A 21486-nucleotide genomic window follows, 5' to 3' on the forward strand; every position below is an offset into this window, starting at 1 on the left:
CACACGGAGAGCAGCACCATGAGCAGAACCGACAACCGAGCAGGCGGACCGCTGAAGGCCGCCGGAACCTCCGCCGACGCGCCCGGCAGGACCGCACGCGAACGGCTGCGGGCCGAACGCGCGCGGCAGGCCGCACGAGCCAGGCTGCGCCGCCGGCTCGCCGTGGGCGCCGCGGTGGCGGCCTTGCTGGCCACCTCGGCCCTGGTCGGCTCCCTGGCCACACGCGGGGACGGCGGCGGACGGGGCGACGGCAGCGACTGGGCCGCCGCCGCCGAGGTCGCCGAGGAGGGCGGTGGCTCCGGCCCGTACGCGCGGTACACAGCGCCGGCCCACGCCCGGGGCGAGGGAGGAACCGACATCATCCTGGGCCGGGAGGACGCCGGGCACACCCTCACCCTCTACGAGGACCTGCGCTGCCCGGTCTGCGCCGCCTTCGAGCAGGCCAACGGCGGGCGGATCCGCGAGGATGCCGAGGCGGGCCGGTACCGGGCCGAGTACGTCTTCGGCACCTTCCTCGACGAACGCGCCGGCGGCACCGGTTCGCGCAACGCGCTCAGTGCGCTCGGTGCCGCGCTGGACGTGAGCCCCGAGGCGTTCCTGGCCTACAAGGAGGTGCTCTTCTCCGCCGACCGCCACCCCGACGAGGCCTCGGACGAGTTCGCCGACGACCGGCACCTGGTCGGGCTCGCCCAGGAGGTCGCCGTGCTCAGGGGACACGACGGCTTCGAGAGGGCGGTCCTGGACGGGGTCTACGATCCGTGGGCGCTGCGGGTCTCGGCGAAGTTCGACGCGGCCGAGGACGTCACCGGCACGCCGGCCGCCGAACTCGACGGCGAGCGGATCCAGGAGGGGGGTGCCGGCGTCCCGCCCATGGACCCCGGACGGTTCGGCCGGCTCGTGGAGGCGGCCATGGAGCGGTCCGCGGGTCGGTGACCAGCGAGGAGGCGTACCGGTTACACACCGGCCGGACGGCCTCCTGTGCGAAACTTGGCTCCATTCCACGTGAAATTCCACGAGAACGGGCTCTTCCGGCGGCGCCGCACGTCCAGGGCCCGCCCGATCCGTCCCGCGGGGGAGAGCCTTGCCGATGAAACGCACACCGCTTCCGGGCGTCGGCATCCAGTACGACGTCGCCACCCGTTCCGGGCGGCACCTGTCCGTCGTCGTCCACCAGGACGGCCGCCGCTTCCTGGGCTTCTACGACCCCGAGGACCCCGACACCTGCCAGGCGTCCTTCCAGCTCGACTCCGACGAGGCCGCCTCCCTGGCCGCGCTGATCGCCCCCGAGCCCGAGGCGCCGGATCTGGCCGTCGGGGAACTGGACCTGGCCACCGAGCGGATCCCGGTGACCGCCAAGTCCCCTTACCGGGGCCGGCCGCTGGGCGACACCCGTGCCCGTACCCGCACCGGGGCGTCCATCGTCGCGGTCCTGCGGCGCACCGCGCCGCACCCTGCCCCGGGGCCGGACTTCAGACTGGAGGCGGGGGACATCCTCGTGGTCGTGGGCACCCGCCAGGGCGTCGAGGAACTCGCCCAGATCATCACGGGGGGCTGAGCATGCACGACACCACCATGCTGCTCATCGAGCTGGGCGCCATCATCCTCGGTCTGGGGATCATCGGGCGGTTCGCCGGGCGGATCGGCCTGTCCGCCATCCCCCTCTACCTGCTGGTCGGCCTCGCCTTCGGCCACGGCGGGATCTTCGAGCTCAGCGCCAGCGAGGAGTTCATCGCCATCGGCGCCGAGATCGGCGTGATCCTGCTGCTGCTCCTGCTGGGCCTGGAGTACAGCGCCTCCGAGCTCGTGGACAACCTCAGGACGCAGTACCCCTCGGGCATGGTGGACTTCGTCCTCAACGCCACGCCGGGAGCCGTCGCCGCCCTCGTCCTGGGCTGGGGGCCGGTGGCCGCCGTGGCACTGGCCGGCGTCACCTGGATCTCCTCCTCCGGCGTCATCGCCAAGGTCCTCACCGACCTGGGCCGGCTCGGCAACCGCGAGACACCCGTCGTCCTCGGCGTCCTGGTCATGGAGGACCTGGCGATGGCGGTCTACCTGCCGATCCTGACCACCCTGCTGGCCGGTGTCGGCCTGATGGGCGGCAGCGTCAGCCTGATCGTCGCCCTGGGCACGGTCGGCCTGGTCCTCTACGTCGCGCTGCGCCACGGCCGGCTGATCAGCAAGGCCGTCTCCTCCGACAACCCCGAGCTGCTGCTGCTGGTGGTGCTCGGCCTGACCGTCCTGATCGCCGGGATCGCCCAGCAGCTGCACGTCTCGGCGGCGGTCGGCGCGTTCCTCGTCGGCATCGCCCTGTCCGGCGAGGTCGCCGAGAGCGCCCAGCGGCTGTTCACCCCGCTGCGGGACCTGTTCGCGGCGGTGTTCTTCGTCTTCTTCGGCCTGTCCACCGATCCGGGCAACATCCCGCCGGTGCTCGTCCCGGCGCTGATCCTGGCCGTGGTGACCGTGGTGACCAAGGTCGCCACCGGCTGGTACGCGGCGCAGCGCGCCGACATCAGCCCCAGGGGCCGGCTGCGGGCGGGCGGAGCCCTGGTGGCGCGCGGCGAGTTCTCCATCGTCATCGCCGGCCTGGCGGCCGGGGTCGCCACCGAGATCCGTCCGCTGGCCACCGCCTACGTGCTGCTGATGGTGATAATCGGCCCGCTGGCCGCCCGCTGGACGGAGCCCGCCGTCAGGGCCCTGATGCCCCGGCTGGTACCGGTCTCCTCCGGCTCCTCGGGGCAGCCGCCGGCCGGAATGCGGGAAGGGTCCGGGATCCCCTCCGACACGGCGGCCCGCGCGGACTCCCCCACCCAGCCGTAGGGCCGGAAGGAGGCGCCCGCGGCCGGTGAGGCATCATCTCCTGCATGGGGACAGTCGCCGGTCTGGACAGTTCGTCCGAGTACACCCGCATCGTCGTCTGCGACACCGACACCGGTGCCGTCGTCAGACAGGGATACGCCCCGCATCCCGCGCCCGGGGGCGCCGGCGGCGGGGAGGACGGGACCGGAGCGGCCCCGGGCAGGCGCACCGAGACCGACCCGCAGGCGTGGCTGCTCTCGCTCGGCGACGCCGCGGCCGGCGGGGTGCTGGAGGGCGTCCAGGCCATCGGCGTCTCGGCGCAGCAGAACGGGCTGGTCGCGCTCGACGAGGCGGGCGACCCGGTGCGGCCCGCGCTGGCCGGCAACGACCGGCGCGCGCAGACCGCCGCGGCCGACCTCGTCGACGCGCTCGGCGGACGCGAGGCGTGGGCGCAGGCGGTGGGCACCGTGCCGCAGGCGGCGCAGCCGGTCGCGAAGCTGCGCTGGCTGGCCCGGCACGAGCCGGAGGCGGCCCGGCGCGTGGCCGAGGTCCTCCAGCCGCACGACTGGCTGGTGTGGCAGCTGCTGGGCCGTCCGCAGCGCCGCACCACCGACCGCGGTGACGCCTCGGGGACCGGCTACTGGTCGGCCGCCACCGAGTCCTGGCGGGCGGACCTGGCCGAGCTGGCGCTCGGTCATCCGGTGAGGCTGCCGGATGTGCTGGGTCCGGCCGAGCCCGCCGGTCACACCCCCGAGGGGCTGTTGATCTCGGCCGGCACGGGCGAGACGATGGCCGCCGCCTTCGGCCTGGGCGTCGGCCCGGGTGATGCGGTGGTCTCGCTGGGGGCCTCCGGTTCGGTCTTCTCCGTGCACCACCAGGCGCTGGCCGAGCCGACCGGCATGATCACCTCGCTCGCCGACGCCACCGGTATGCATCTGCCGGTGGTGCACACGCTCAACGCCGTACGGGCGCTGCGCGGCGCCGCCGAACTGCTCGGCACCTCCCTGGAGGGCCTGTCGGAGCTAGCGCTGGCCTCCACGCCCGGCTCCCACGGGCTGGTGCTGCTGCCCTATCTGGAGGGTGAGCGCACCCCCGATCTGCCGCACACCGCCGGCACGCTGGCCGGGCTGCGGCGCGAGAGCATGAAGCCGGAGCATCTGGCGCGCGCCGCCTTCGAGGGGATGCTGTGCGGTCTCGCCGACGCCCTGGACGTGCTGCGCGGCCGGGGCGTGTCGGTCGGCCGGGTCTTCCTGCTGGGGGCAGCGGCCGGTCTCCCGGCCGTACAGGCGATCGCCCCGGCCCTGCTGGGCGCGCAGGTGGTGGTCCCCGAGCCCGCCGACTACACGGCGCTGGGCGCGGCCCGCCAGGCCGCCTGGGCTCTGGGGGTGTCCCGGGGCACGCTCTCGCCGCGGCAGCCCCCGATGTGGTCCGCCCCCGCCGGCCGGGTCCTGGAACCGGGCGAGGAGCTGGCGGTGGGCCAGGCGGTGCGGCAGCAGTACGCGACGGTGCGGGAGCAGACGCATCCGGGTGCTTTCGGCTGAGCCCGCACCGGCGGCACCGGCCGGGGGCCGGGGATCGGGCCGAGCCGGCCGACGGGGCCGAGCGGCCGGGGGTCGGGGGCCGGGAGGTCAGTCCAGATAGCCCCTGAGCTGGTCCGCGTAAGCGTGGTCCCGGAGCCTGGCCAGCGTCCTGGACTCGATCTGGCGGATGCGTTCGCGGGTGACGCCGAAGAGGCGGCCGATCTCCTCCAGCGTGCGGGGCCGGCCGTCGACGAGCCCGTAGCGCAGCTGGACGACCCTGCGCTCCCGCTCGCCGAGGGTGGACAGCACCGCGTCCAGGTGCCGGCGCAGCAGCAGGAAGGCGGCGGTCTCCACGGGTGAGGGGGCGTCGCCGTCCTCGATGAGGTCGCCGAGGCTGACGTCGTCCTCCTCGCCCACCGGGGCGTGCAGCGACACCGGTTCCCGGGCCAGCCGCAGCACCTCGCCGACCCGCTCTCCGGTCAGGCCGAGCTGGGCCGCGACCTCCTCGGGCGTCGGCTCGTAGCCGCGCTCCTGGAGGATGCGGCGCTGGACGCGGACGACCCGGTTGATCAGTTCCACGACGTGCACCGGGACCCTGATGGTGCGGGCCTGGTCGGCCAGCGCCCGGGACATGGCCTGGCGTATCCACCAGGTGGCGTAGGTGGAGAACTTGTAGCCGCGGGTGTAGTCGAACTTCTCCACGGCCCGGATGAGGCCCAGGTTGCCCTCCTGGACCAGGTCGAGCATGGTCAGCCCGCGGCCGGCGTACCGCTTGGCCACCGAGACCACCAGGCGGAGGTTGGCCTCGATCAGGCGGCGTTTGGCCACCCGGCCCATGACCACCAGCCGGTCGAGGTCGAGGGCGAGGCTCTCATCGAGGCCGGGGGTGCGGGTGAGCTTCTCCTCGGCGAACAGCCCCGCCTCGACGCGCCGGGCGAGCTCGACCTCCTCGGCGGCCGTCAGCAGGGGGACGCGGCCGATCTCGCGCAGGTACTGGCGGAAGAGGTCGGCGGAGGGACCGGTCGCGTCGGGTCCGCCCGTCCGGGGGGCGAGAGGGGGCTCCGCCCGGAGGCGTTCGGCATCCGGTTCCGCCTCACACCCGGGGACGGCCTCCCGCCCGGGAACGGCCTCCCGCCCGGAGACCGCCCGCGGGCCGTCCCCGGGCGGTACGGCGGCCAGGGCCGGAGCGCTCGGGGTGCCGGAAGCGGCGGGGGCGGTGGAAGCGGCGGGGGCGGTGGAAGCGGCGGGGGCGGCGAGGGTCCGGGTCTGCACGGGGGCGGCCTCCAAGTTGGTCGCTGCCGGTTCGGGGACGACACGCGAGACGAGGACGGGCGCGGCCGCACCGCCGCCCGCACCGCGGCGGACGAACGGTGCCGAGGGGGTACGCGCTCCGGGGGCTCGGGCACCTCCCTCAGTGTGGGGTACGACACACTCCCGCCACGAGGGGCGTGCGCACGGTTTCTGGACTCACGGGTGACCGAACGGGTGCGGAACGTGACAGAACGGGCCGGTGCGGGATCCGGCCCGCTCGTTCCGCGCGCGGCCTACGACCAGAGCGCGGCGGCGCCGCGGTCGCGCAGCGAACGGCCGTACCGCTCCAGCGTCCACAGCTGCTCGGCGACGGCCGTCTGGGCCTCGTCCCCGCTGTTCGCCATGCGCGCGAGGGTGCTGCTCAGTTCGGCGATCCGGCGGTTGACCGCCTCCAGCCGCACCTTGACCAGGAACTCCCCGGCGTAGGCCTCGTCGGGCTCGCGCGGGGTGCGCAGCGGCTCGACGCTCAGCTCGGTGATCATCGACCGCACGGTGTCGTCCGGCGCGGCGTCCCGCACCCGCGTCAGGTACTCCCCGTCGGCCCGCTCCACTCCCCCGGCCCTCTCCACGGCCCGGCGCACCTCGGCGTAGGGCTCGGCGGTGAACTCGTCGGCCCCGTAGGCGTCGAAGAGCGGGGAGACCAGCACCGGGAACTGCAGTGCCAGCTTGAGCAGTTCGCGCTCGGCCAGCCGCTGGGGGCTGCGCAGGTCCAGCCGGGGGCCGCCGGGCGCGGGGCCGGGCCTCACCTGCGGTGCGGGCGGTGAAGCGGGGCGGCGCTGCCGCGGACCTCCCTGGCCTCCCGGGCCGCCGGCCCGCCGCTCGCGCTCCCAGCGGGCCAGCTGCCCCACCCGCCGCACCACGAACTCGGTGTCGAGGATGCCCAGCAGCCCGGCCAGGCGTACGGCGTACTGGTGCTGGATCGAGCCGTCCTTGATCCGCGCGACGATCGGCGCGGCCTCCTCCAGGGCGGCGGCCCGGCCCTCGGCGGTGTCCAGGTTGTGCTGCCCGGTGACCGAGCGGATGGCGAATTCGAACAGTGGCGAGCGCCCCTGGACCAGGGCCGCCACCGCCTCGTCGCCCTCGGTCAGCCGCAGTTCGCACGGGTCCATGCCGCCGGGGGTGATGGCGATGGAGGTGCGGGCGGCGAACTTCTGGTCGTCCTCGAAGGCGCGCAGCGCGGCCTTCTGCCCGGCCGCGTCGCCGTCGAAGGTGAAGACGACCTCCGAGCGGGAGTTGTCCATCAGCAGCCGCCGCAGGATCTTGATGTGCTCGCCGCCGAAGGCGGTGCCGCAGGTGGCGATGGCGCCGGTGACCCCGGCGAGGTGGCAGGCCATCACGTCCGTGTAGCCCTCGACGACCACGGCCCGGCCGGTCTTGGCGATCTCGCGCTTGGCCAGGTCGATGCCGTAGAGCACCTGGGACTTGTGGTAGATCGCCGTCTCGGGGGTGTTGAGGTACTTCGGCCCGTTGTCGTCCTCGCGCAGCTTGCGGGCGCCGAAGCCGACGACCTCGCCGGTGATGTCGCGGATGGGCCACATCAGCCGGCCGCGGAAGCGGTCGATGGGGCGGCCGTTGCGGCTCTCCTGGGCGAGGCCGGCCAGGATCAGCTCCTTGTCGCTGAAGCCCTTGCCGCGCAGGAAGCGGGTGAGGTGGTCCCAGCCGGCCGGGGAGTAGCCGACGCCGAAGTGCGCGGCGGCCTCCTGTCCGAAGCCGCGCTCGGCCAGGAAGCGGCGGCCGGTCTCGGCCTCCGGCGAGTCGAGCTGCTCGGTGTAGAAGGCGGCGGCGGCCTTGTGCGCCTGGACCAGCCGGATGCGCTCGCCCTGCTGGCGGCCGGGGGCGTAGCCGCCCTCCTCGTAGCGCAGGGTGACCCCCGCCTGGGAGGCGAGCCGCTCGACGGCCTCGGAGAAGGAGAGGTGGTCCACCTTCATCACGAAGTCGAGGGTGTCCCCGCCGGCCTGGCAGCCGAAGCAGTGGTACAGGCCCTTGCTCGGGCTGACGTGGAAGGAGGGGGACTTCTCGTCGTGGAAGGGGCACAGGCCCTTGAGGTTTCCGCCGCCGGCCGGGCGCAGCTGGAGGTACTCGGAGACGACGGCGTCGATCGGGACCGCGTCCCGTACCGCCTTCACGTCGTCGTCGTTGATCCGTCCCGCCACGGCGGAAAGTCTACGGCCGCGCCGCGGTGTCCCCGGCAGGGCGGGTCCGGGGCCGGACCTCCCGGACGAACACGAGGTGCGGGCCGACGCCCTCGATGACGAACTCCTCGCCGTGCGCCCGGAAACCCTGGCGCTCGTAGAAGCCCCGGGCCGTGGTGCGTCCGTTGCACCACAGCAGTGCGGCGCCGCGGGCGGCGGCCTCGGCGGTGCCCGCGCGCAGCACGGCGGCGCCGTGGCCCCGGCCGCGGGCGGCGGGGGCGCTGGCCATGCCCCGGAAGCGGTACGCGGTCGCGGCAGAGTCCGGCTGCGGGCCGGAGAGGGGTTCGGGGAACGGGCCGGGGAACGGCTCGGGGAAGAACGTGCCGCATCCGAGGACCTCCGGGGCGTCCCCCTCGCGGAAGCCCCCGTAGGAGTCCCCGTAGGAGTCCTCGTAGGAGTCCTCGTAGGAGGCGATGTGGAACGCGGCGGGGTCGCCGTCCTCGGGGAAGACCGCCGCCTCGCGCGGCAGCCCCGGGCGCAGCACCTCCCGGCGCAGGCCGAGGATCTCGGACGCGGGCACCAGCGCGGTACGGATGACGGGGGCAGTCATACCGCCACGCTACGGTTTCGCGGGCGGCGGCCCGCGGCCGGGGCGGAATCGAGGCGGGTCCGGGCGGGGCCGGCGGGTCAGTCTCCGGCCAGCTCCTCCAGCGGCAGCGAGGGGTCGGCCAGCTTCTCCGGATCGGTCTCCCGGCCGGAGCGGACCAGCCGCTGGACCGGCCCGGTGACGCCTTCGGTGTTCATGCCCAGCCCGGCCAGCACCCGCCCCTCGCTCAGCCAGAACGCGGTGAACTCCCGCTTGCCGAGGTCGCCGCGGACGACCACCTGGTCGTACGAGCCGGGCGGCGCCCAGCCGGAGTACTCCATGCTCATGTCGTACTGGTCGGAGAAGAAGTACGGCACCCGGTCGTAGCAGACCTCCTGGCCGAGCATCGCCCGGGCTGCGGCCGGTCCGCCGTTCAGGGCGTTGGCCCAGTGCTCGACGCGCAGCCGGGTGCCGAACAGCGGGTGGTGGAGGGCGGCGACGTCGCCGGCCGCGTGGATGTCGGGGTCGCTGGTGCGCAGCGAGGCGTCCACCGCGATGCCGCCCACGGGCTCCCCGGCCAGTTCCAGCCCGGCGGCCCGGGCCAGGGAGACGCGGGGGGCGGCGCCGATGGCGGCGAGCACGGCGTGCGCCGGGTGCTCCTCGCCGTCCCCCGTGCGCACGGCCAGGACCTGGCTGTCCTGGCCGACGATCTCGGTGAGGGAGGTGCCGAAGTACAGGCGCACGCCGTGTTCGCGGTGCAGGTCGGCGAGGACGGCGCCCAGCTCGGGGCCGAGTACGGGGTGCAGCGGGGTGGGGTTCGGCTCGATCACGGTGACCTCGGCGCCCCAGGAGCGGGCGACCGCGGCAACCTCCAGGCCGATCCGGCCCGCGCCCGCGACGACCAGGTGCCCGTTGTCGCGGCCGAGTCCGGCCAGGGTGCCGCGCAGTCGGTCGGCGTGCGCCAGACGGCGCAGGTGGTGCACCCCGGCCAGCCCGGTGCCGGGGACGTTCAGGCGGCGCGGCTCGGCGCCGGTGGCCAGCAGCAGCTTGTCGTAGTGGATCCGGGTGCCGTCGCCGAGCTCCACCGTCATCGCCTCCCGGTCGAGGCGGACGGCGGGCTGGCCGAGGTGGAGCTCGACGGCGGCCCCGGCGTACCAGGCGGGCTCGTGGACGAAGACGCCGTCGCGTTCGGCGGTGCCGCCGAGGTAGCCCTTGGAGAGGGGAGGCCGCTCGTAGGGGTGGTCGCGTTCGTCGCCGATCAGGATGACGCGGCCGGTGAAGCCCTCCGCCCGCAGGGTCTCGGCCGCCTTCGCCCCGGCCAGGCCGCCGCCGACGATGACGAACGTGCGATGTGCGTCGACCACGTGCTTCCTCCTCGTTGCGCTGCCCCCCTGCGGTGGATTCCCCGGGAGTGTGCCCCGCCGGCCGCGCCGCCGTGAGGGGCGGCGGGCCGGTGGTGCGGGCAGGGGTCCGGGGAGGGCCCGCGGCCGGTTCCGCGGACGTCTCCCACAGATCCTCCCCATCCTCCGGGCCGCTCTATACCTCTTCGCGCGCAGCGTCCTCGTATGTCTGGAACCATCGGGTACGCGCACCCGCCTTCGCGCGTCCGTGCGCTCAGACCGCGGGGCGGGCCCGGCCGGGCGCGGTCCGCGCCGCCTCCGGGCCCTGACCGCACGCCTGGCCGTGGAGGACGCGGCGGGCGGTCAGAGCGAGGGAGAGCTCGGCCATCTCGTGGGGGCGGCCGAGCGACCTGCCGGTGAGCTGTTCGAAGCGGCGCAGCCGGTTGAGGACGGTGTTGCGGTGGCAGAACAGCCTGCTCCCGGCCCGCCGCGCCGATCCGTCGCACTCCAGCCAGGCGGTGAGGGTGTCCAGCAGCAGGTCCCGGTCGGCGCCCTCCAGCCTCAGCACCGGTCCCAGCACCCGGTCGGCCAGCGCCGCGGCCAGGCCGGGCGAGGAGACCAGCAGGGCGGCGGGCAGATGCTCGTGGAGCAGGACCGGGGCCCCGCCCGGGGCGGCCGAGCGCAGCGCGGTCTCGGCGAGCCGGCGGGCTTCGCCGATCCGGGCCAGGCCCTCCACCGCGAAGCTGATGCCGGTACGCAGCCCCGGCAGCGCGGGCAGGGCTCCCGCCAGCTCCGCCAGCAGGCCGTCGGCGGTGCCGGAGGCGTCGGGGGCGTCGGCGCCACCGGAGACGCCGTGATCGCCGTGATCGCCGTGATCGCCGTGATCGCCGCCGAGCGTGGCGATGCCCAGGTCGGCGTCGGACCGGGGGTGCCACAGGATCCGTACGGCCGCGGGGACGCGGGAGCGGATCAGTCCGCGGTGGGCCTCCCGGCCGGGGCCCGCGACGGCCACCACCGCGTACCGGCCCCGTTCGGGCAGCCCCAGCGCCTCGGAGGTCTCCACGAGGTCCGCGACGCGCATGGTGCCCTCCAGCAGGGCGTCGGCCATCAGCCGCTGGCGGTTGCCGTGGCGCCAGGCCAGCCGGCGCTCGGTCTGCCGGTACGCCTCGGCGACCACCGCGCAGTGCTCGTCGACGAAGTCCCACACCTCGGCCGCGACGTGGACCAGCAGCCGCGCGCCGTCGGGGTCGTACCGGGTGACCCGGTCCACCAGGGACTGCCAGACCACCGCGCCGCCGAGCCGGAAGGCCCGCATCAGGGCGTCCAGCGGCAGTCCCTGCTCGGCGCGGTCGGCGCCGATCCGCCACGAGCAGCGGCGGGCGGCGTCGCGCAGTTCCTTGGGGCGCAGCAGGGAGCCCACGTTGTGCCGCAGGGAGCGGTACACCTCGTGCCACAGCTCGTCCTGGTCGACGGAGGCGGCGCGGTAGGCGGGCTCCTCCTTGCACAGAAGCTCGACCACGCGGTCGGTGAGCCGGGGGAGTTCGTCCATCAGCGGGCGGGCGGCCCGGTGCAGCACGGCCACGGCCTCGGCGTTCACGGGGGCGCGTACGACGGGGTGCATCTCGGTCCTCCACCTGGCGGGTGTCGGGAGCGGCTCGATGCAGCATTGTCAGCAGGCCCGGACCGGGATATCCAGAGGCGTGCGGAAATCGCTTAGCGACCGCTCAGTCTCCCAGGTGTACGGCGGCGCGACCGGCACCCGGCCCCGCCGGTCACGCCGCCGGTCACGCCGCCGGTCCTGCTCTCAGCCGTCGTGCCGGCCGTCGCCGGCCGCCGCCAGGACCCGGGTGAGCTCCACCCGGGAGCGGATGCCCAGCGCGGCGAAGACGTTGCGCAGGTGGTGGTCGACCGTGCGGGGGCTGACCGACAGCCGCAGCGCGACCTCCCGGTTGGTGGCCCCCTCGGCAACACAGCGCGCGATGCGCAGCTGCTGCGGGGTCAGTCTGCCCAGCACCCGCGGCGCGCCCTGCCCCGCCGCCTCGCCGGTGGCCCGCAGCTCGGCGCGGGCCTGGTCGGCCCAGCTCCGGGCGCCGCACCGCTCGAAGGCCAGGAGCGCGTCGCGCAGCACCCCGCGGGCCGCGCCCGGCCGGCGGCCGCGGCGCAGCGCCTTGCCGTGCAGCAGCTGGGTGCGGCCGTACTCGAAGTCGCTGTCGATCCGCGCGTGCGCCTCCAGCGCCTCCGCGAACAGCTCCGGCGCCTCCTCCGGCCCGGCGAGCAGGGCCCGGCAGCGGGCGAGGTGGACGGGGGCCATCGGGTCCGCGGTGACGGCGGTCCACCGGGCGAAGTGCGCCAGCGCGGCGTGCGCGGTGCGCCGGTCGCCCGCCTGGGCGGCCGCCTCCACCAGGCACGGCGCGGCCAGTGCCTGGAGCGCGAAGTGCCCGCGCCCGGAGGCGGTCCCCGGCAGTTCGCCCGGGCCGGTGCCCACCAGCGGTTCCAGCCGGGCCGCCGCCTCGTGCGGTCTGCCGTGCCCCATGTCGCAGCGGGCCAGCGCCCACTGAGCCAGGGTGGCGGCCACTCCCAGGCCGTGCGGGCCGGCGTCCTCGCCCGCCGCGCGGGCGTGCCCGGCGCAGGCGGCCGCGTCCCCCTCCACGGCCGCGGCCATCGCCAGCACCGCGTGGTGGTGGGCGGCGCAGTTGCGCTGGCCGCTGCGGCGGGCGCGGCGCAGCCCGTCCTCGGCATGGGCGCGGGCCCGGCTGTGCCGCCCGGCCCGCAGCTCGCTGTAGGCCAGATGCTCCAGCGCCTGGGGCACGACGGCGGCCGGCCCGCACGCCCTGGCCGCGGCCAGGGCGCGGGTGTTGAGGTCGTGGGCCGCCGCGACGTCGCCGACGACCAGGGCCACGATCCCGGCCCGCAGCAGCCTCCAGGGCTGCCGCTCGCCCGCGGCGTGCTCCAGGACGCGCAGCAGCATCGGGCCGCCGCGGTCGATGTCGCCGCGGAGCACCGCGTCCAGACCCGCGCGGTAGTCGTCGAGCAGCGGGTCCTCCGCGGGGGTCCTCAGCTCGGCGATACGGGCGAGGTCGGCGCGGAAACCGGCGATGTCGCCGATCGCCCAGGCCGCCTCGGTCGCGTGCAGCAGCGCCCGGCGGGCGGTGTGCGGGTCGTAGGGGCCCAGCAGCCCGGCGGCGTAGGACAGCAGCTCATGGGCGTCGGTGACCACGCCGTTGCGCAGCTCCAGTACTCCGCGCACGAGTTCGGTCCGGCCGCGCACGGTGTCGTGGACGGGAAGCGTACGGGCCCGGTCCAGCAGGGTCAGGGCCCGGTACGGGCGTCCGGCCGACCAGGCGTGCTCGGCCGCGGCGGTCAGCCGGGCCGCGCGCACGCCGGTGCCCTGGGCTTCTCCGAACCCGCCGTCTGCTCCGGTGAGTTCGGCGGAACGCCACAGGGCGTCGGCCAGTTCGGCGTGGGTGTGCTCGTCGGTCGCCGTGGTGTCGGAGGCGACGGCGGCCAGCGCGTCGGCCAGCTCCGGATCCGCGCCCTCCTGCGGCAGGGCGGCCGCGGCGCGGTGGCGCAGGGCGAGCAGCCGGTGCGATGCCCCCGCGTTCACGCCCTCACCGCTCCGGCCGCCCTCACCGCTCCGGCCGCCCTCACCGCTCCGGCCGCCCTCACCGCTCCGGCCGTCCTCACCGCTCCGGCCGTCCTCCGCGCGGGCGCCTTCCAGGGCGCGGGCGAGCAGCCGGTGGGCGGTGCGCCGCCGCTCGGGCGGCTCGCCCCAGTAGGCGGCGTGGCGCAGCAGCGAGTTGGCGAAGCGCAGCCGGTCGCCCTCACACCGCAGGACGCCGCGGCTTCGGGCCGGGTCCGCCCCGTCCGGGCCGAGTCCGGCCAGGGCCGCGGCGCGCGCCAGGGTGGAGCAGTCCGCCGTGCCGCCCAGCTCGTACGCGGCCGCGGCCAGCAGCAGCAGGGTGCGGATCCGTTCGGGCAGTTCCGCCAGTTCGGCGGCGGCCGAGCGCAGCCGGGGCCCGGTGGCGGGAAGCGGGTGGGGCAGTGGTTCGGCGCCGGTGAGCTGGGCGGGGGTGAGGGAGGCGGCCAGGTCGGTGAGGAGGCCGGGGTTGCCGTCGCCGCTGTGCAGCAGGGCCTCGCGTACGGCCGGGTCGGCGTCGGCCGGCAGCAGCTCGTCCAGGAACGCGCCGGCGGCCGCGGCGCCCAGCGGCTCCAGCGCGAGTACGGGCAGCCCGGCCAGCAGCGGGTCCTCGGCGCCGTCGCGGTGCGCCGCGACCAGCATCGCGACGGGCAGCGGCGGGCCCAGCCGCCGGGCCGCGAAGCCCAGGGCCCGGCGGCTGGGCGCGTCGAGGTGGTGCGCGTCGTCGACGCACAGCAGCAGCGGCCCCTCGGCGGCCAGGTCGTGCAGCAGCGCCGGCAGACCGGCCAGTACCGGCCCCTCGTCGGCGGGCGCGGCGCCCAGCGCCAGGGCGCGGGCGAGGGCGGCGGTGCGCGGGTCGTCCGGTGCCGCCCGGTCGGCCACCGGCCGCAGCAGGGCGTGCAGTCCGCTGTAGGGGACGGCGGTCTCGGCGGCCACGCCCCGCGCGCGCAGTACGGTGCCACCCGGGCCGGCCCGCTCGAAGGAGGCCGCCGCGTGGTCCAGCAGGGCGCCGGCGCCGAGTCCCGGTTCGGCCCGCACCAGCAGCGCGCCGCCCCGTCCCGCGCGTGCGCCGCCGATCAGTTCCGCCACGGCCTTCCGTGCGGTGTTCGCACCGTGCATCCGCACATCCCTCCTCGGAAGGGACTCCCAGGTGGCCCGGGTGTCCTCCCACGACAGCACCGAGACCACACAGTGTCCATGACAATAAGGCCAGGTCGCGACCACCGCCCAGTGGCCGGCCCGGCGGCGTGTGCGCTCGCACAACGGCTCTCCCGGCGACCGCCGGGGCGCGACCGGCCGTCCTACGGTCGGCCCATGACACGAGAGTTCACCTCCTTCGACGGCGTGACCATCCGCTACCACCGCTGGGACCCGGCGCCCGGCAAGGACAGCGGAATGCCGGTCGTGGTGCTGCACCACGGCTTCATCGCCGACACCCACACCAACTGGGTCCGGCCCGGCGTCGTCGAGGTGCTGACCCGGCGGGGACGACGGGTGGTCGGCATCGACGCGCGCGGCCACGGCCGCTCCGACAAGCCGCACGACGCCCGCCACTACGGCGAGAGGGCCATGGCACGCGATCTGCTGGCCCTGCTGGACGTCCTCGGCGAGGAGCGGGCGCATCTGGTGGGCTACTCGATGGGCGCGGTCACCGCGCTGCTGGCCGCCGCCCGGGACGAGCGCGTCACCCGGCTGGTCGTCGGCGGGGTGGGGGCCGGGGTGGTCGAGCTGGGCGGGGTGGACACCCGCGAACTGCCCCCCGAACTGGTGGTGGCGGCGCTGCTGGCGGAGGACCCGGCCGACGTGCCGCTGCGGATGGCGGGCCTGCGGATCTGGGCGGACGAGGTGGGCGCCGACCGCCGCGCCCTGGCCGCGCAGGGCAGGTCCATGCACCAGGGTCCGACCGCGCTGGCGGACGTCACCGTGCCGACCCTGGTGCTCGCCGGCGCGGACGATCCGCTGGCCGCACGCCCCGGGGTGCTCGCCGACGCGCTCCCCCGCGCCCGGCTCCGGACCCTGCGCGGCGACCATCTGACGGCCGTGCGCGACCCGTCCTTCGCCCCGGCGATAGCGGACTTCCTGGAGTCCGCCGGCTGACGCCGGGGGGCGCCGGGGGCGCCGGGGGGGCGCGGACCGGCCGGGGCGCCCGCGGCGCACCGGGCCGTACCCGAACCGTTCGCCCCGCGGACCGCTGCGCGTCACATCGGGCGGGTAGCGGGGCTGTGGACGGGGTACACCCATGGCCCACCGGGGGCGACGCAGGGAGCGGGGCGGCGGATGCGCGTGATGACGTGGAACGTGTGGTGGCGGTTCGGACCGTGGCGGGAGCGGTACGGGGCGATCCTCTCCACGTTGCGCGGACTGCGGCCCGACGCGGTCGGCCTGCAGGAGGTGTGGTCCCGCGGCGGGGAGAACCTCGCCGGACGGCTCGCCCGCGAACTGGGCATGCACTGGGCCTGGGCCGCCTGGGACGTCCCCGGGCAGTGGCGCGAGCGGCTGGACGACCCGGAGGTCGGCGTCGGCAACGCCGTGCTCAGCCGCTGGCCCATAACGGACCGGGCCCGGGCCGTCCTGCCCCCGGCCGGGGGCGGCGACGAGCGGGTGGCGCTGTACGCGCTGCTGGACGCCCCCGGCCGCCCGGTGCCGTTCTTCACCACGCACCTGACCTCCGCCGCCCACGCCTCGGCCCTGCGCTGCCGGCAGGTCGCGGCCCTGGCGGAGTTCGTCGCGGCGCGCCGCGGCGGAACCGACTTCCCGCCCGTGGTCACCGGGGACTTCAACGCACCGCCCGACTCCGACGAGATCCGGCTGCTGGGCGGCTCGCGTACGGCCCCCGCCGTCGAGGGCCAGGTGCTGCCGGACGTCTGGGAGTACGCCGATCCGTCCGCCCCGGCCGCGACCCGGGACGCGGCCAACCCCCATGTCGCGGCCACCTTCCGGCCCAGCGCCCGCGTCGACTACATCCGCGTCGGACCGCCCGGCCCGGGCGGGATCGGCCGCGTCACGGACGTGCGGCGGGCGGGCGACGGCCCGGTCGGCGGCGTCTGGCCGTCCGACCACGCCGCCGTCGTGGCGGACCTGGCCCTGGAGCCGGCCCCGGAACCGGCCTCCTGAAGGCCCCGCCCGCCTACGGGCGGGCGTCCCCGTCCGGGACGGACAGCGGCAGCGCGCGGACGTCGTCCAGCGGCAGCAGCCGGACACCGCCGGGACGGGCCAGGGCGTCGCGCATCCGCAGCACCGGACCGTCGGCCCGGTGTTCCTCGCCCGAGAGCAGGTAGTCCTCCAGGAAGGAGCGGACCGGTCCGGGGTCGACCGTGTCCGGCCGCTCTCCTTCCGTGCCGGAGGCCCGGGCGAGCACCAGCAACAGCATTCCGTGGACCCGCTCCGCGCCGGGGCGCAGCGCGGGCTGGAAGTAGGGGATGTCCAGGGCCCGGGCGCCGTGCCGGGCGTAGAAGCGCAGCCGGGCGGCCGGGTCGCCGCGCTCGCCGTCCGCCTCGTGCGCCAGCGGATGCTCCACCTCGGCGAGCGTCAGCAGCGGCCGGAAGCGCTCCTGCCAGGCTCCCGCGACCACGCCCATCAGCAGACCGCCGAGCCCGCCGGAGCGGGACCGGGGCCGTACGGTCAGGTAGGACAGCAGCAGCACCCGGCCGGCCGCGTCCCACTCGCCGACGGCCACAGCCTCGGGAACGCCGGCGTCGTCCAGGACGGCGCTGACCGCGACGCCGCCGCCGGCCAGGCCGCCGCGGACCCATTCCAGGGTCTCCAGCTCGTCCGGGGGGAAGGACGGGACGAGCAGGTCGTCGTAGAGCGTCTCCAGCAGCGGATCGCCGTCCGCCACGTCGACCACCCGCATCACTGCCTCCGTCCGTCCACGCCCGGGCCGTCCAGGCCTAGGCCTCTCCTCCGGTCCGGCGGAACCCCCATCCGAAGAGGGCCGACACCGCCACGACCACCGCGATGATCAGCAGCGACCACAGCCCCTCCACTCCGTAGCCGGACTGGGCGATCTGACCGAGCCCCGAGACACCGATCGCGGCGACGACCGCCAGCATGGTGTCCATCCTGGCCCTGCGGCGGCGTTCCTGCCGGGCCTCGTCCCGGTCCTCCTGGGCTCTGCGCTGTGCGGTGATCTTATCCACCACCACGTCCAGCTGCTCGTGCGCGACCTCCTGGATGCGGTTCATGAGCTCCTCCACCCGCTCCGGGTAGCCCGAACTCCTCAGGAGCAGGGCCAGGAAGCGGGCGATGACCGGAGAGGAGAGCAGGGACGGGGACCGTATGAGGGACAGGGTGGACCTGACCTGGACGGTGAACTCGTCCAGGAGGATCTTCTCCTCGTCCATCCTCCGCGACAGTTCCTGCAGGACGTCGGCGCTGCCCGGGGACCGGCCGTCCCCGGCCCCGACCACCTCCTCCCGCAGCCTCTCCACCCTCCTGTAGTGGTCGGCCAGTTCGTCGAACCATCCCGCGAAGAGCCCTTCGACGGAGGCGGCGAACTCGGCCACGGCCTTGTCTCCCTGGACGACGAAGTCGGCCGTCCCGAGCCGCACCAGCACGGTGGTGTTGCAGGTGCACAGCGCCGGGTTGCCGGTGATGTCCGCGACGGCCGACGAGAGGGACGAGTAGGGACCGTCCACCGCGTACCGGCTCCACTCGGCCACCGCGCCCAGCGCGTTGGGGACCGGGTTGGCGAGTACCTGCGCCCCGGCCGTCGACATGACCTCCCCGGCGCCGGTCAGCTCCCGCCGCACGGTGGACGGCGGCGCCCAGGGGCCGGCGGTCGCGGAAGCCCGCTCGACCGTGACCACCACGTGGAACATGCCGGGCCGCGCGGCGGACCGCACCTCCGCGGAGCCGTCGTCCGGGCTCAGCCGGGCGGCGGTGTCCAGCGCGAGCTGCACCGCCAGGTCGGACAGGCGCGGCCACTGCTCCGAGGAGGCCTCCGGCTCCTCCTCGAAGACCACCCGCCCGGCCCCGTGCTCGGGAGCGGCCCGGAACATCAGCGCGTGCAGACCGGCCGGGGAGAGGTCCTCGCACTCCGCCTCGAAGCGGATGTAGTGGTTGCCGAGCCTGGAGATCCTGATCTCGGCGCTCAGCCGGGTCGGCTCGACGCCTTCCGGCACCGCCGTGCCGTCGAGACCCTGGACCAGTACGTCCGGCAGATGGACGCACGCCCCCTCGTAGCCGCGGCCCAGCGAGTCCGCGCCGTCCCACACGTCGTCCAGCTCCAGGTTCTCCTCCACCCGGACCGCCCCCGTCCCCGCCAGGGTCCAGCCTCCGGCCTCCCGCGCGACCCGGTCGGCGACCTGTCCGGGCCTGATCCCGCGCAGGGCGAAGGGGTACAGGAAGACCACCGATCCCTGGTCGAGCCTGAGCCACTCGCGCCGGGCGCTCTCCCGGAGCGCGGTGAGACTGAACCGGTGCGCCCGCACCTCGCTGCGGTACCGCAGGTCGATACGCGGATCGCCCTCCGCCTCGGCCAGTTCCCGGATCGCCCCGTCCAGCCCGGCGCCGGTCCCCAGGAACGCCTCCGCCGCGCGCACCGCGCGGGCCGCGGCGGTGCAGTAGACGTCGTTCCGGCCCGCCACCCGCAGTACGTATCCCCGCAGCCACCCGTACTCCGCCGGGAGCCCGTCCGCCAGTTCGGCGGCCCGCCCGGCATGGCGCGCGGCCGCCTCCGCCGCCGGCGCCTGCACCTGTGGCAGTCCGCTGACCATCGCGTTCTCGGCCCGGATCATGGCGTCCAGGGAGTCCATCAGATGGAGCACCGCGCCGGCGGCCGTCCGGTCGGCGGGGAGGCCGGGCGCCCAGCCGGCGGGCAGCGTGGGCCTCCAGTCCGCCGGGAGGCCCGGTCTCCTGGCGCGGGGGGCGAGAGCCGTCGGGTGATCGGGGAAGCAGTCGCGGACGGCGTCGAGGACGTCCCACAGCAGACCGAAGTGGTAGGAGCTCTCCCATGCCTCCGCGACCTCGTGGAGCAGATAGCTCAGCAGCAGCGGGACACCGTACGGCTCGTCCCCGAGTTTCCCCAGAGCCGCCGACGTCCTCTCGTACGCCTTCCGCCAGCGGTCCCCGGGCCGCCTGAGGGTGGACCGCGGGTCATCCGGCGGGCGGCGGGCGGCCCCCTCGCCGCCCGGTTCACCCTCCGGTTCTCCCTCCGGTCCGTCCTCCGGTCCGTCCTCCGGTTCCTCGGCGGGCTCACCGTCGGGTGATTCGGCGTTCCAGTTCGGCAGGCTCTTGAGCCCGTCGACGTCCACCTCTCTGCCCGCCAGCCAGTCGCGCAGCGGCTGGGGCTCCCCGTCCCACAGACTGTCCGTCATATCCGTGAACATCCAGGCAGGCTAGTGACGGACCCCGGTCCGCGGGCCGGTTCGGCGGAACTCCGGGAAACCTCCGAGCCGGTCCCCGTGTTCTCCGTACACTCCCGCGAAACACCGGGAGCGGCGCGCGCAGATCACCGAGAATCGCGTCCATGACCGAGACGCCCGTACCTCACCCCGTGAACCTGACCGAGGCCCTGGCCTCCTTCACCGACGTCTACAGCCCGCGGATCGTGGCCCGGGTGAACGACTACGACGTGCGGATCGCCCACGCCGAGGGCGAGCACGTCTGGCACGTGCACGAGGACACCGACGAGTTCTTCCTCGTCCTCGACGGCCGCTTCGACATCGCCCTGCGCGACGCCGACGGCGGCGAGAGGACCGTCGAGTTGCACAAGGGCGATGTGTTCGTGGTGCCGCGCGGCACCGAGCACAAGCCGTCCTCGGCCGGAGGGTCGATCCTGATGTTCGAGCCCACCGGGACGGCCTCGACCGGGGACCGCCACGAGGGGGAGATCCCCGGCCACGTGGACAGCACCACCGGCCACGCCCTGGCCTGAGGGCTTCCCGTCCCTTCCCCGCCGCGGTGTGGCGCGGCGCGGCGGGGAAGGGACGGGGATCATTGGTGCAGACCAGATTCGGTCAACGGACAGAACGACCCTTTTCCGTTCTCTTCACCCACCCCCCGGACTCCTCCACCCGGACGGACGACCCCTGTTGCGCCGCGTGCACCGGGCCGCACCGCCCGGGAACGGACCGGAAGTCACCCTTAACGATTGGTCTGAACCAATCTATCGTCACCGGCGAGGCCCTGCGCACGGCAGGTCGCCACCCCCCGCACCGCTCCGCGCGCCGGCCGAGGAGGCCGCGCGCGGAGGGAGGAGGAGCCCCCACATGCGACAGACCGGACACATCCCACGGACGACACAGAGGACACGGACGGCGCGGAGGAGCCCCGCGAGGCTGCTGGCCTCGCTCTTCGCCTTCGCCCTGGCACTGCCCCTCGCGATTGTCATGACCTCGGCAAGTTCGGCGGGCGCCCACGGCTGGATCACCTCCCCGCCCAGCCGCCAGGACCACTGCGCCACCGGCCGGGTCACCGGCTGCGACGGCCTGCAGTACGAGCCGCAGAGCGTCGAGGCCCCCAAGGGCTCGCGCCTGTGCAGCGGCGGCACCCGGTGGACCTTCCTGGACGACGACAGCCGGAACTGGCCGGTGACCCAGGTCTCCAGCACCGTCACCTTCCAGTGGCGGCTGACCGCCGCGCACAGCACCAGTACCTGGGACTACTACGTCGACGGCGTCCTGTTCAAGCGGTTCGACCAGGGCGGCACCCGCCCGCCGTCGAACATCTCGCACACCCTGAGCGGCCTGCCCTCCGGCAAGCACAAGATCCTCGCCGTGTGGAACGTCGCGGACACCGCCAACGCGTTCTACAACTGCGTGGACGTCCAGGTCGGCAGCGGCGGCGGAGACGGCGGCGGCGATGACGGCGGGACGCCCACCCCGCCGGCCGAGTGCGCCTCCTCCCCCGCCTGGGACCGCTCCACCGCCTACACCGGCGGCCGGACCGTCACCCACCGCGACCACGCCTGGCGGGCCGCCTGGTGGACGCGCGGCGAGGAGCCGGGAGTCTCCGGCGTCTGGCGGGACCTGGGCCCCTGCTGAGACCGCACCCCCGGTGCCGGCGCCCCCGCGACGCGGGGGCGCCGGCTCTCGCCCGATCGTGTGCGTGCCGCGCCGGATCCTCCCGCCATCGGTGCCGCACAAGGCCCTGCCGACATGTCGCGGGCACGCGGAGAGCGGCCGGAGCAGCACAATGGCCCGCGTCGTCCACCGAAGCGCCG

16 protein-coding genes are annotated in these 21486 nt (G+C 75.3%); 8 read left to right on the top strand and 8 right to left on the bottom strand.

Annotation, left to right across the window (positions count from 1 at the left end; genetic code table 11):
• The first annotated feature begins 18 nt into the window (after positions 1 to 18).
• The 4 genes from CUT83_RS02460 to CUT83_RS02475 all read left to right on the top strand — a co-directional run bounded on the left by CUT83_RS02460 (position 19) and on the right by CUT83_RS02475 (position 4337).
• Positions 19 to 933 (top strand): thioredoxin domain-containing protein, encoded by a 915-nt coding sequence (locus CUT83_RS02460; RefSeq protein ID WP_101254204.1) that lies wholly within the window; start codon positions 19 to 21, stop codon positions 931 to 933.
• 148 nt (positions 934 to 1081) lie between these two features.
• Entirely contained in the window at positions 1082 to 1555 is a 474-nt protein-coding gene (locus CUT83_RS02465; RefSeq protein WP_101254205.1) for a cation:proton antiporter regulatory subunit, read from the top strand.
• A gap of 2 nt (positions 1556 to 1557) precedes the next feature.
• Positions 1558 to 2817 carry a cation:proton antiporter gene (locus tag CUT83_RS02470; RefSeq protein ID WP_101254206.1) on the top strand — a complete coding sequence of 420 codons (1260 nt, stop codon included), beginning with the start codon at positions 1558 to 1560 and terminating at the stop codon, positions 2815 to 2817.
• A 44-nt stretch (positions 2818 to 2861) separates the two neighbouring features.
• Complete coding sequence (locus CUT83_RS02475) at positions 2862 to 4337, top strand: FGGY family carbohydrate kinase (protein WP_101254207.1); 1476 nt, start codon at positions 2862 to 2864, stop codon at positions 4335 to 4337.
• A gap of 87 nt (positions 4338 to 4424) precedes the next feature.
• Here CUT83_RS02475 and CUT83_RS02480 read toward each other — a convergent pair whose 3' ends face one another.
• The 6 genes from CUT83_RS02480 to CUT83_RS02505 all read right to left on the bottom strand — a co-directional run bounded on the left by CUT83_RS02480 (position 4425) and on the right by CUT83_RS02505 (position 14441).
• Entirely contained in the window at positions 4425 to 5588 is a 1164-nt protein-coding gene (locus tag CUT83_RS02480) for an RNA polymerase sigma factor (RefSeq protein ID WP_240958145.1), read from the bottom strand.
• Positions 5589 to 5860: 272 nt separating this feature from the next.
• Positions 5861 to 7780, bottom strand: coding sequence for a DNA primase (gene dnaG / locus CUT83_RS02485; protein WP_101254209.1), 1920 nt, complete (start codon positions 7778 to 7780; stop codon positions 5861 to 5863).
• A gap of 10 nt (positions 7781 to 7790) precedes the next feature.
• Positions 7791 to 8369 (bottom strand): GNAT family N-acetyltransferase, encoded by a 579-nt coding sequence (locus CUT83_RS02490; RefSeq protein ID WP_101254210.1) that lies wholly within the window; start codon positions 8367 to 8369, stop codon positions 7791 to 7793.
• 77 nt (positions 8370 to 8446) lie between these two features.
• Positions 8447 to 9709 (bottom strand): NAD(P)/FAD-dependent oxidoreductase, encoded by a 1263-nt coding sequence (locus CUT83_RS02495; protein WP_101254211.1) that lies wholly within the window; start codon positions 9707 to 9709, stop codon positions 8447 to 8449.
• 250 nt (positions 9710 to 9959) lie between these two features.
• Complete coding sequence (locus CUT83_RS02500) at positions 9960 to 11306, bottom strand: PucR family transcriptional regulator (protein ID WP_101254212.1); 1347 nt, start codon at positions 11304 to 11306, stop codon at positions 9960 to 9962.
• Positions 11307 to 11489: 183 nt separating this feature from the next.
• Complete coding sequence (locus tag CUT83_RS02505; RefSeq protein ID WP_101254309.1) at positions 11490 to 14441, bottom strand: helix-turn-helix transcriptional regulator; 2952 nt, start codon at positions 14439 to 14441, stop codon at positions 11490 to 11492.
• A gap of 195 nt (positions 14442 to 14636) precedes the next feature.
• Here CUT83_RS02505 and CUT83_RS02510 point away from each other — a divergent pair, with 195 nt between their 5' ends.
• Together CUT83_RS02510 and CUT83_RS02515 are read left to right on the top strand one after the other, a co-directional pair.
• A complete protein-coding gene (locus CUT83_RS02510; RefSeq protein ID WP_101254213.1) occupies positions 14637 to 15419 on the top strand; it encodes an alpha/beta fold hydrolase in 783 nt (260 codons plus the stop codon).
• Positions 15420 to 15599: 180 nt separating this feature from the next.
• A complete protein-coding gene (locus CUT83_RS02515) occupies positions 15600 to 16436 on the top strand; it encodes an endonuclease/exonuclease/phosphatase family protein (protein WP_101254214.1) in 837 nt (278 codons plus the stop codon).
• Positions 16437 to 16449: 13 nt separating this feature from the next.
• On the opposite strand, the gene CUT83_RS02520 is transcribed toward CUT83_RS02515, so the two are convergent.
• Together CUT83_RS02520 and CUT83_RS02525 are read right to left on the bottom strand one after the other, a co-directional pair.
• Positions 16450 to 17175 (bottom strand): N-acetyltransferase, encoded by a 726-nt coding sequence (locus CUT83_RS02520; RefSeq protein WP_240958147.1) that lies wholly within the window; start codon positions 17173 to 17175, stop codon positions 16450 to 16452.
• Between the two features lie 37 nt (positions 17176 to 17212).
• Positions 17213 to 19639 (bottom strand): hypothetical protein, encoded by a 2427-nt coding sequence (locus tag CUT83_RS02525; RefSeq protein ID WP_101254215.1) that lies wholly within the window; start codon positions 19637 to 19639, stop codon positions 17213 to 17215.
• 152 nt (positions 19640 to 19791) lie between these two features.
• On the opposite strand from CUT83_RS02525, the gene CUT83_RS02530 reads away from it, so the two are divergent.
• Both CUT83_RS02530 and CUT83_RS02535 read left to right on the top strand, forming a co-directional pair.
• Positions 19792 to 20199, top strand: a complete 408-nt coding sequence (locus tag CUT83_RS02530; protein WP_101254216.1) for a cupin domain-containing protein — start codon at positions 19792 to 19794, stop codon at positions 20197 to 20199.
• Positions 20200 to 20533: 334 nt separating this feature from the next.
• Positions 20534 to 21307, top strand: a complete 774-nt coding sequence (locus CUT83_RS02535) for a lytic polysaccharide monooxygenase (RefSeq protein ID WP_165869558.1) — start codon at positions 20534 to 20536, stop codon at positions 21305 to 21307.
• Positions 21308 to 21486 lie beyond the last annotated feature (179 nt).

The organism is Streptomyces barkulensis, assembly GCF_002843305.1.
Classification (GTDB): Bacteria; Actinomycetota; Actinomycetes; order Streptomycetales; family Streptomycetaceae; genus Streptomyces; species Streptomyces barkulensis.

What these genes read in the sequence shown, in the direction of transcription:
- CUT83_RS02460 (WP_101254204.1), top strand. Translation starts at nt 19, where the DNA reads ATGAGCAGAACCGACAACCGAGCAGGCGGACCGCTGAAGGCCGCCGGA.
- CUT83_RS02470 (WP_101254206.1), top strand. Translation starts at nt 1,558, where the DNA reads ATGCACGACACCACCATGCTGCTCATCGAGCTGGGCGCCATCATCCTC.
- CUT83_RS02475 (WP_101254207.1), top strand. Translation starts at nt 2,862, where the DNA reads ATGGGGACAGTCGCCGGTCTGGACAGTTCGTCCGAGTACACCCGCATC.
- CUT83_RS02490 (WP_101254210.1), bottom strand. Translation starts at nt 8,369, where the DNA reads ATGACTGCCCCCGTCATCCGTACCGCGCTGGTGCCCGCGTCCGAGATC.
- CUT83_RS02500 (WP_101254212.1), bottom strand. Translation starts at nt 11,306, where the DNA reads ATGCACCCCGTCGTACGCGCCCCCGTGAACGCCGAGGCCGTGGCCGTG.
- CUT83_RS02505 (WP_101254309.1), bottom strand. Translation starts at nt 14,441, where the DNA reads ATGCACGGTGCGAACACCGCACGGAAGGCCGTGGCGGAACTGATCGGC.
- CUT83_RS02510 (WP_101254213.1), top strand. Translation starts at nt 14,637, where the DNA reads ATGACACGAGAGTTCACCTCCTTCGACGGCGTGACCATCCGCTACCAC.
- CUT83_RS02515 (WP_101254214.1), top strand. Translation starts at nt 15,600, where the DNA reads ATGCGCGTGATGACGTGGAACGTGTGGTGGCGGTTCGGACCGTGGCGG.
- CUT83_RS02520 (WP_240958147.1), bottom strand. Translation starts at nt 17,175, where the DNA reads ATGCGGGTGGTCGACGTGGCGGACGGCGATCCGCTGCTGGAGACGCTC.
- CUT83_RS02525 (WP_101254215.1), bottom strand. Translation starts at nt 19,639, where the DNA reads ATGACGGACAGTCTGTGGGACGGGGAGCCCCAGCCGCTGCGCGACTGG.
- CUT83_RS02530 (WP_101254216.1), top strand. Translation starts at nt 19,792, where the DNA reads ATGACCGAGACGCCCGTACCTCACCCCGTGAACCTGACCGAGGCCCTG.
- CUT83_RS02535 (WP_165869558.1), top strand. Translation starts at nt 20,534, where the DNA reads ATGCGACAGACCGGACACATCCCACGGACGACACAGAGGACACGGACG.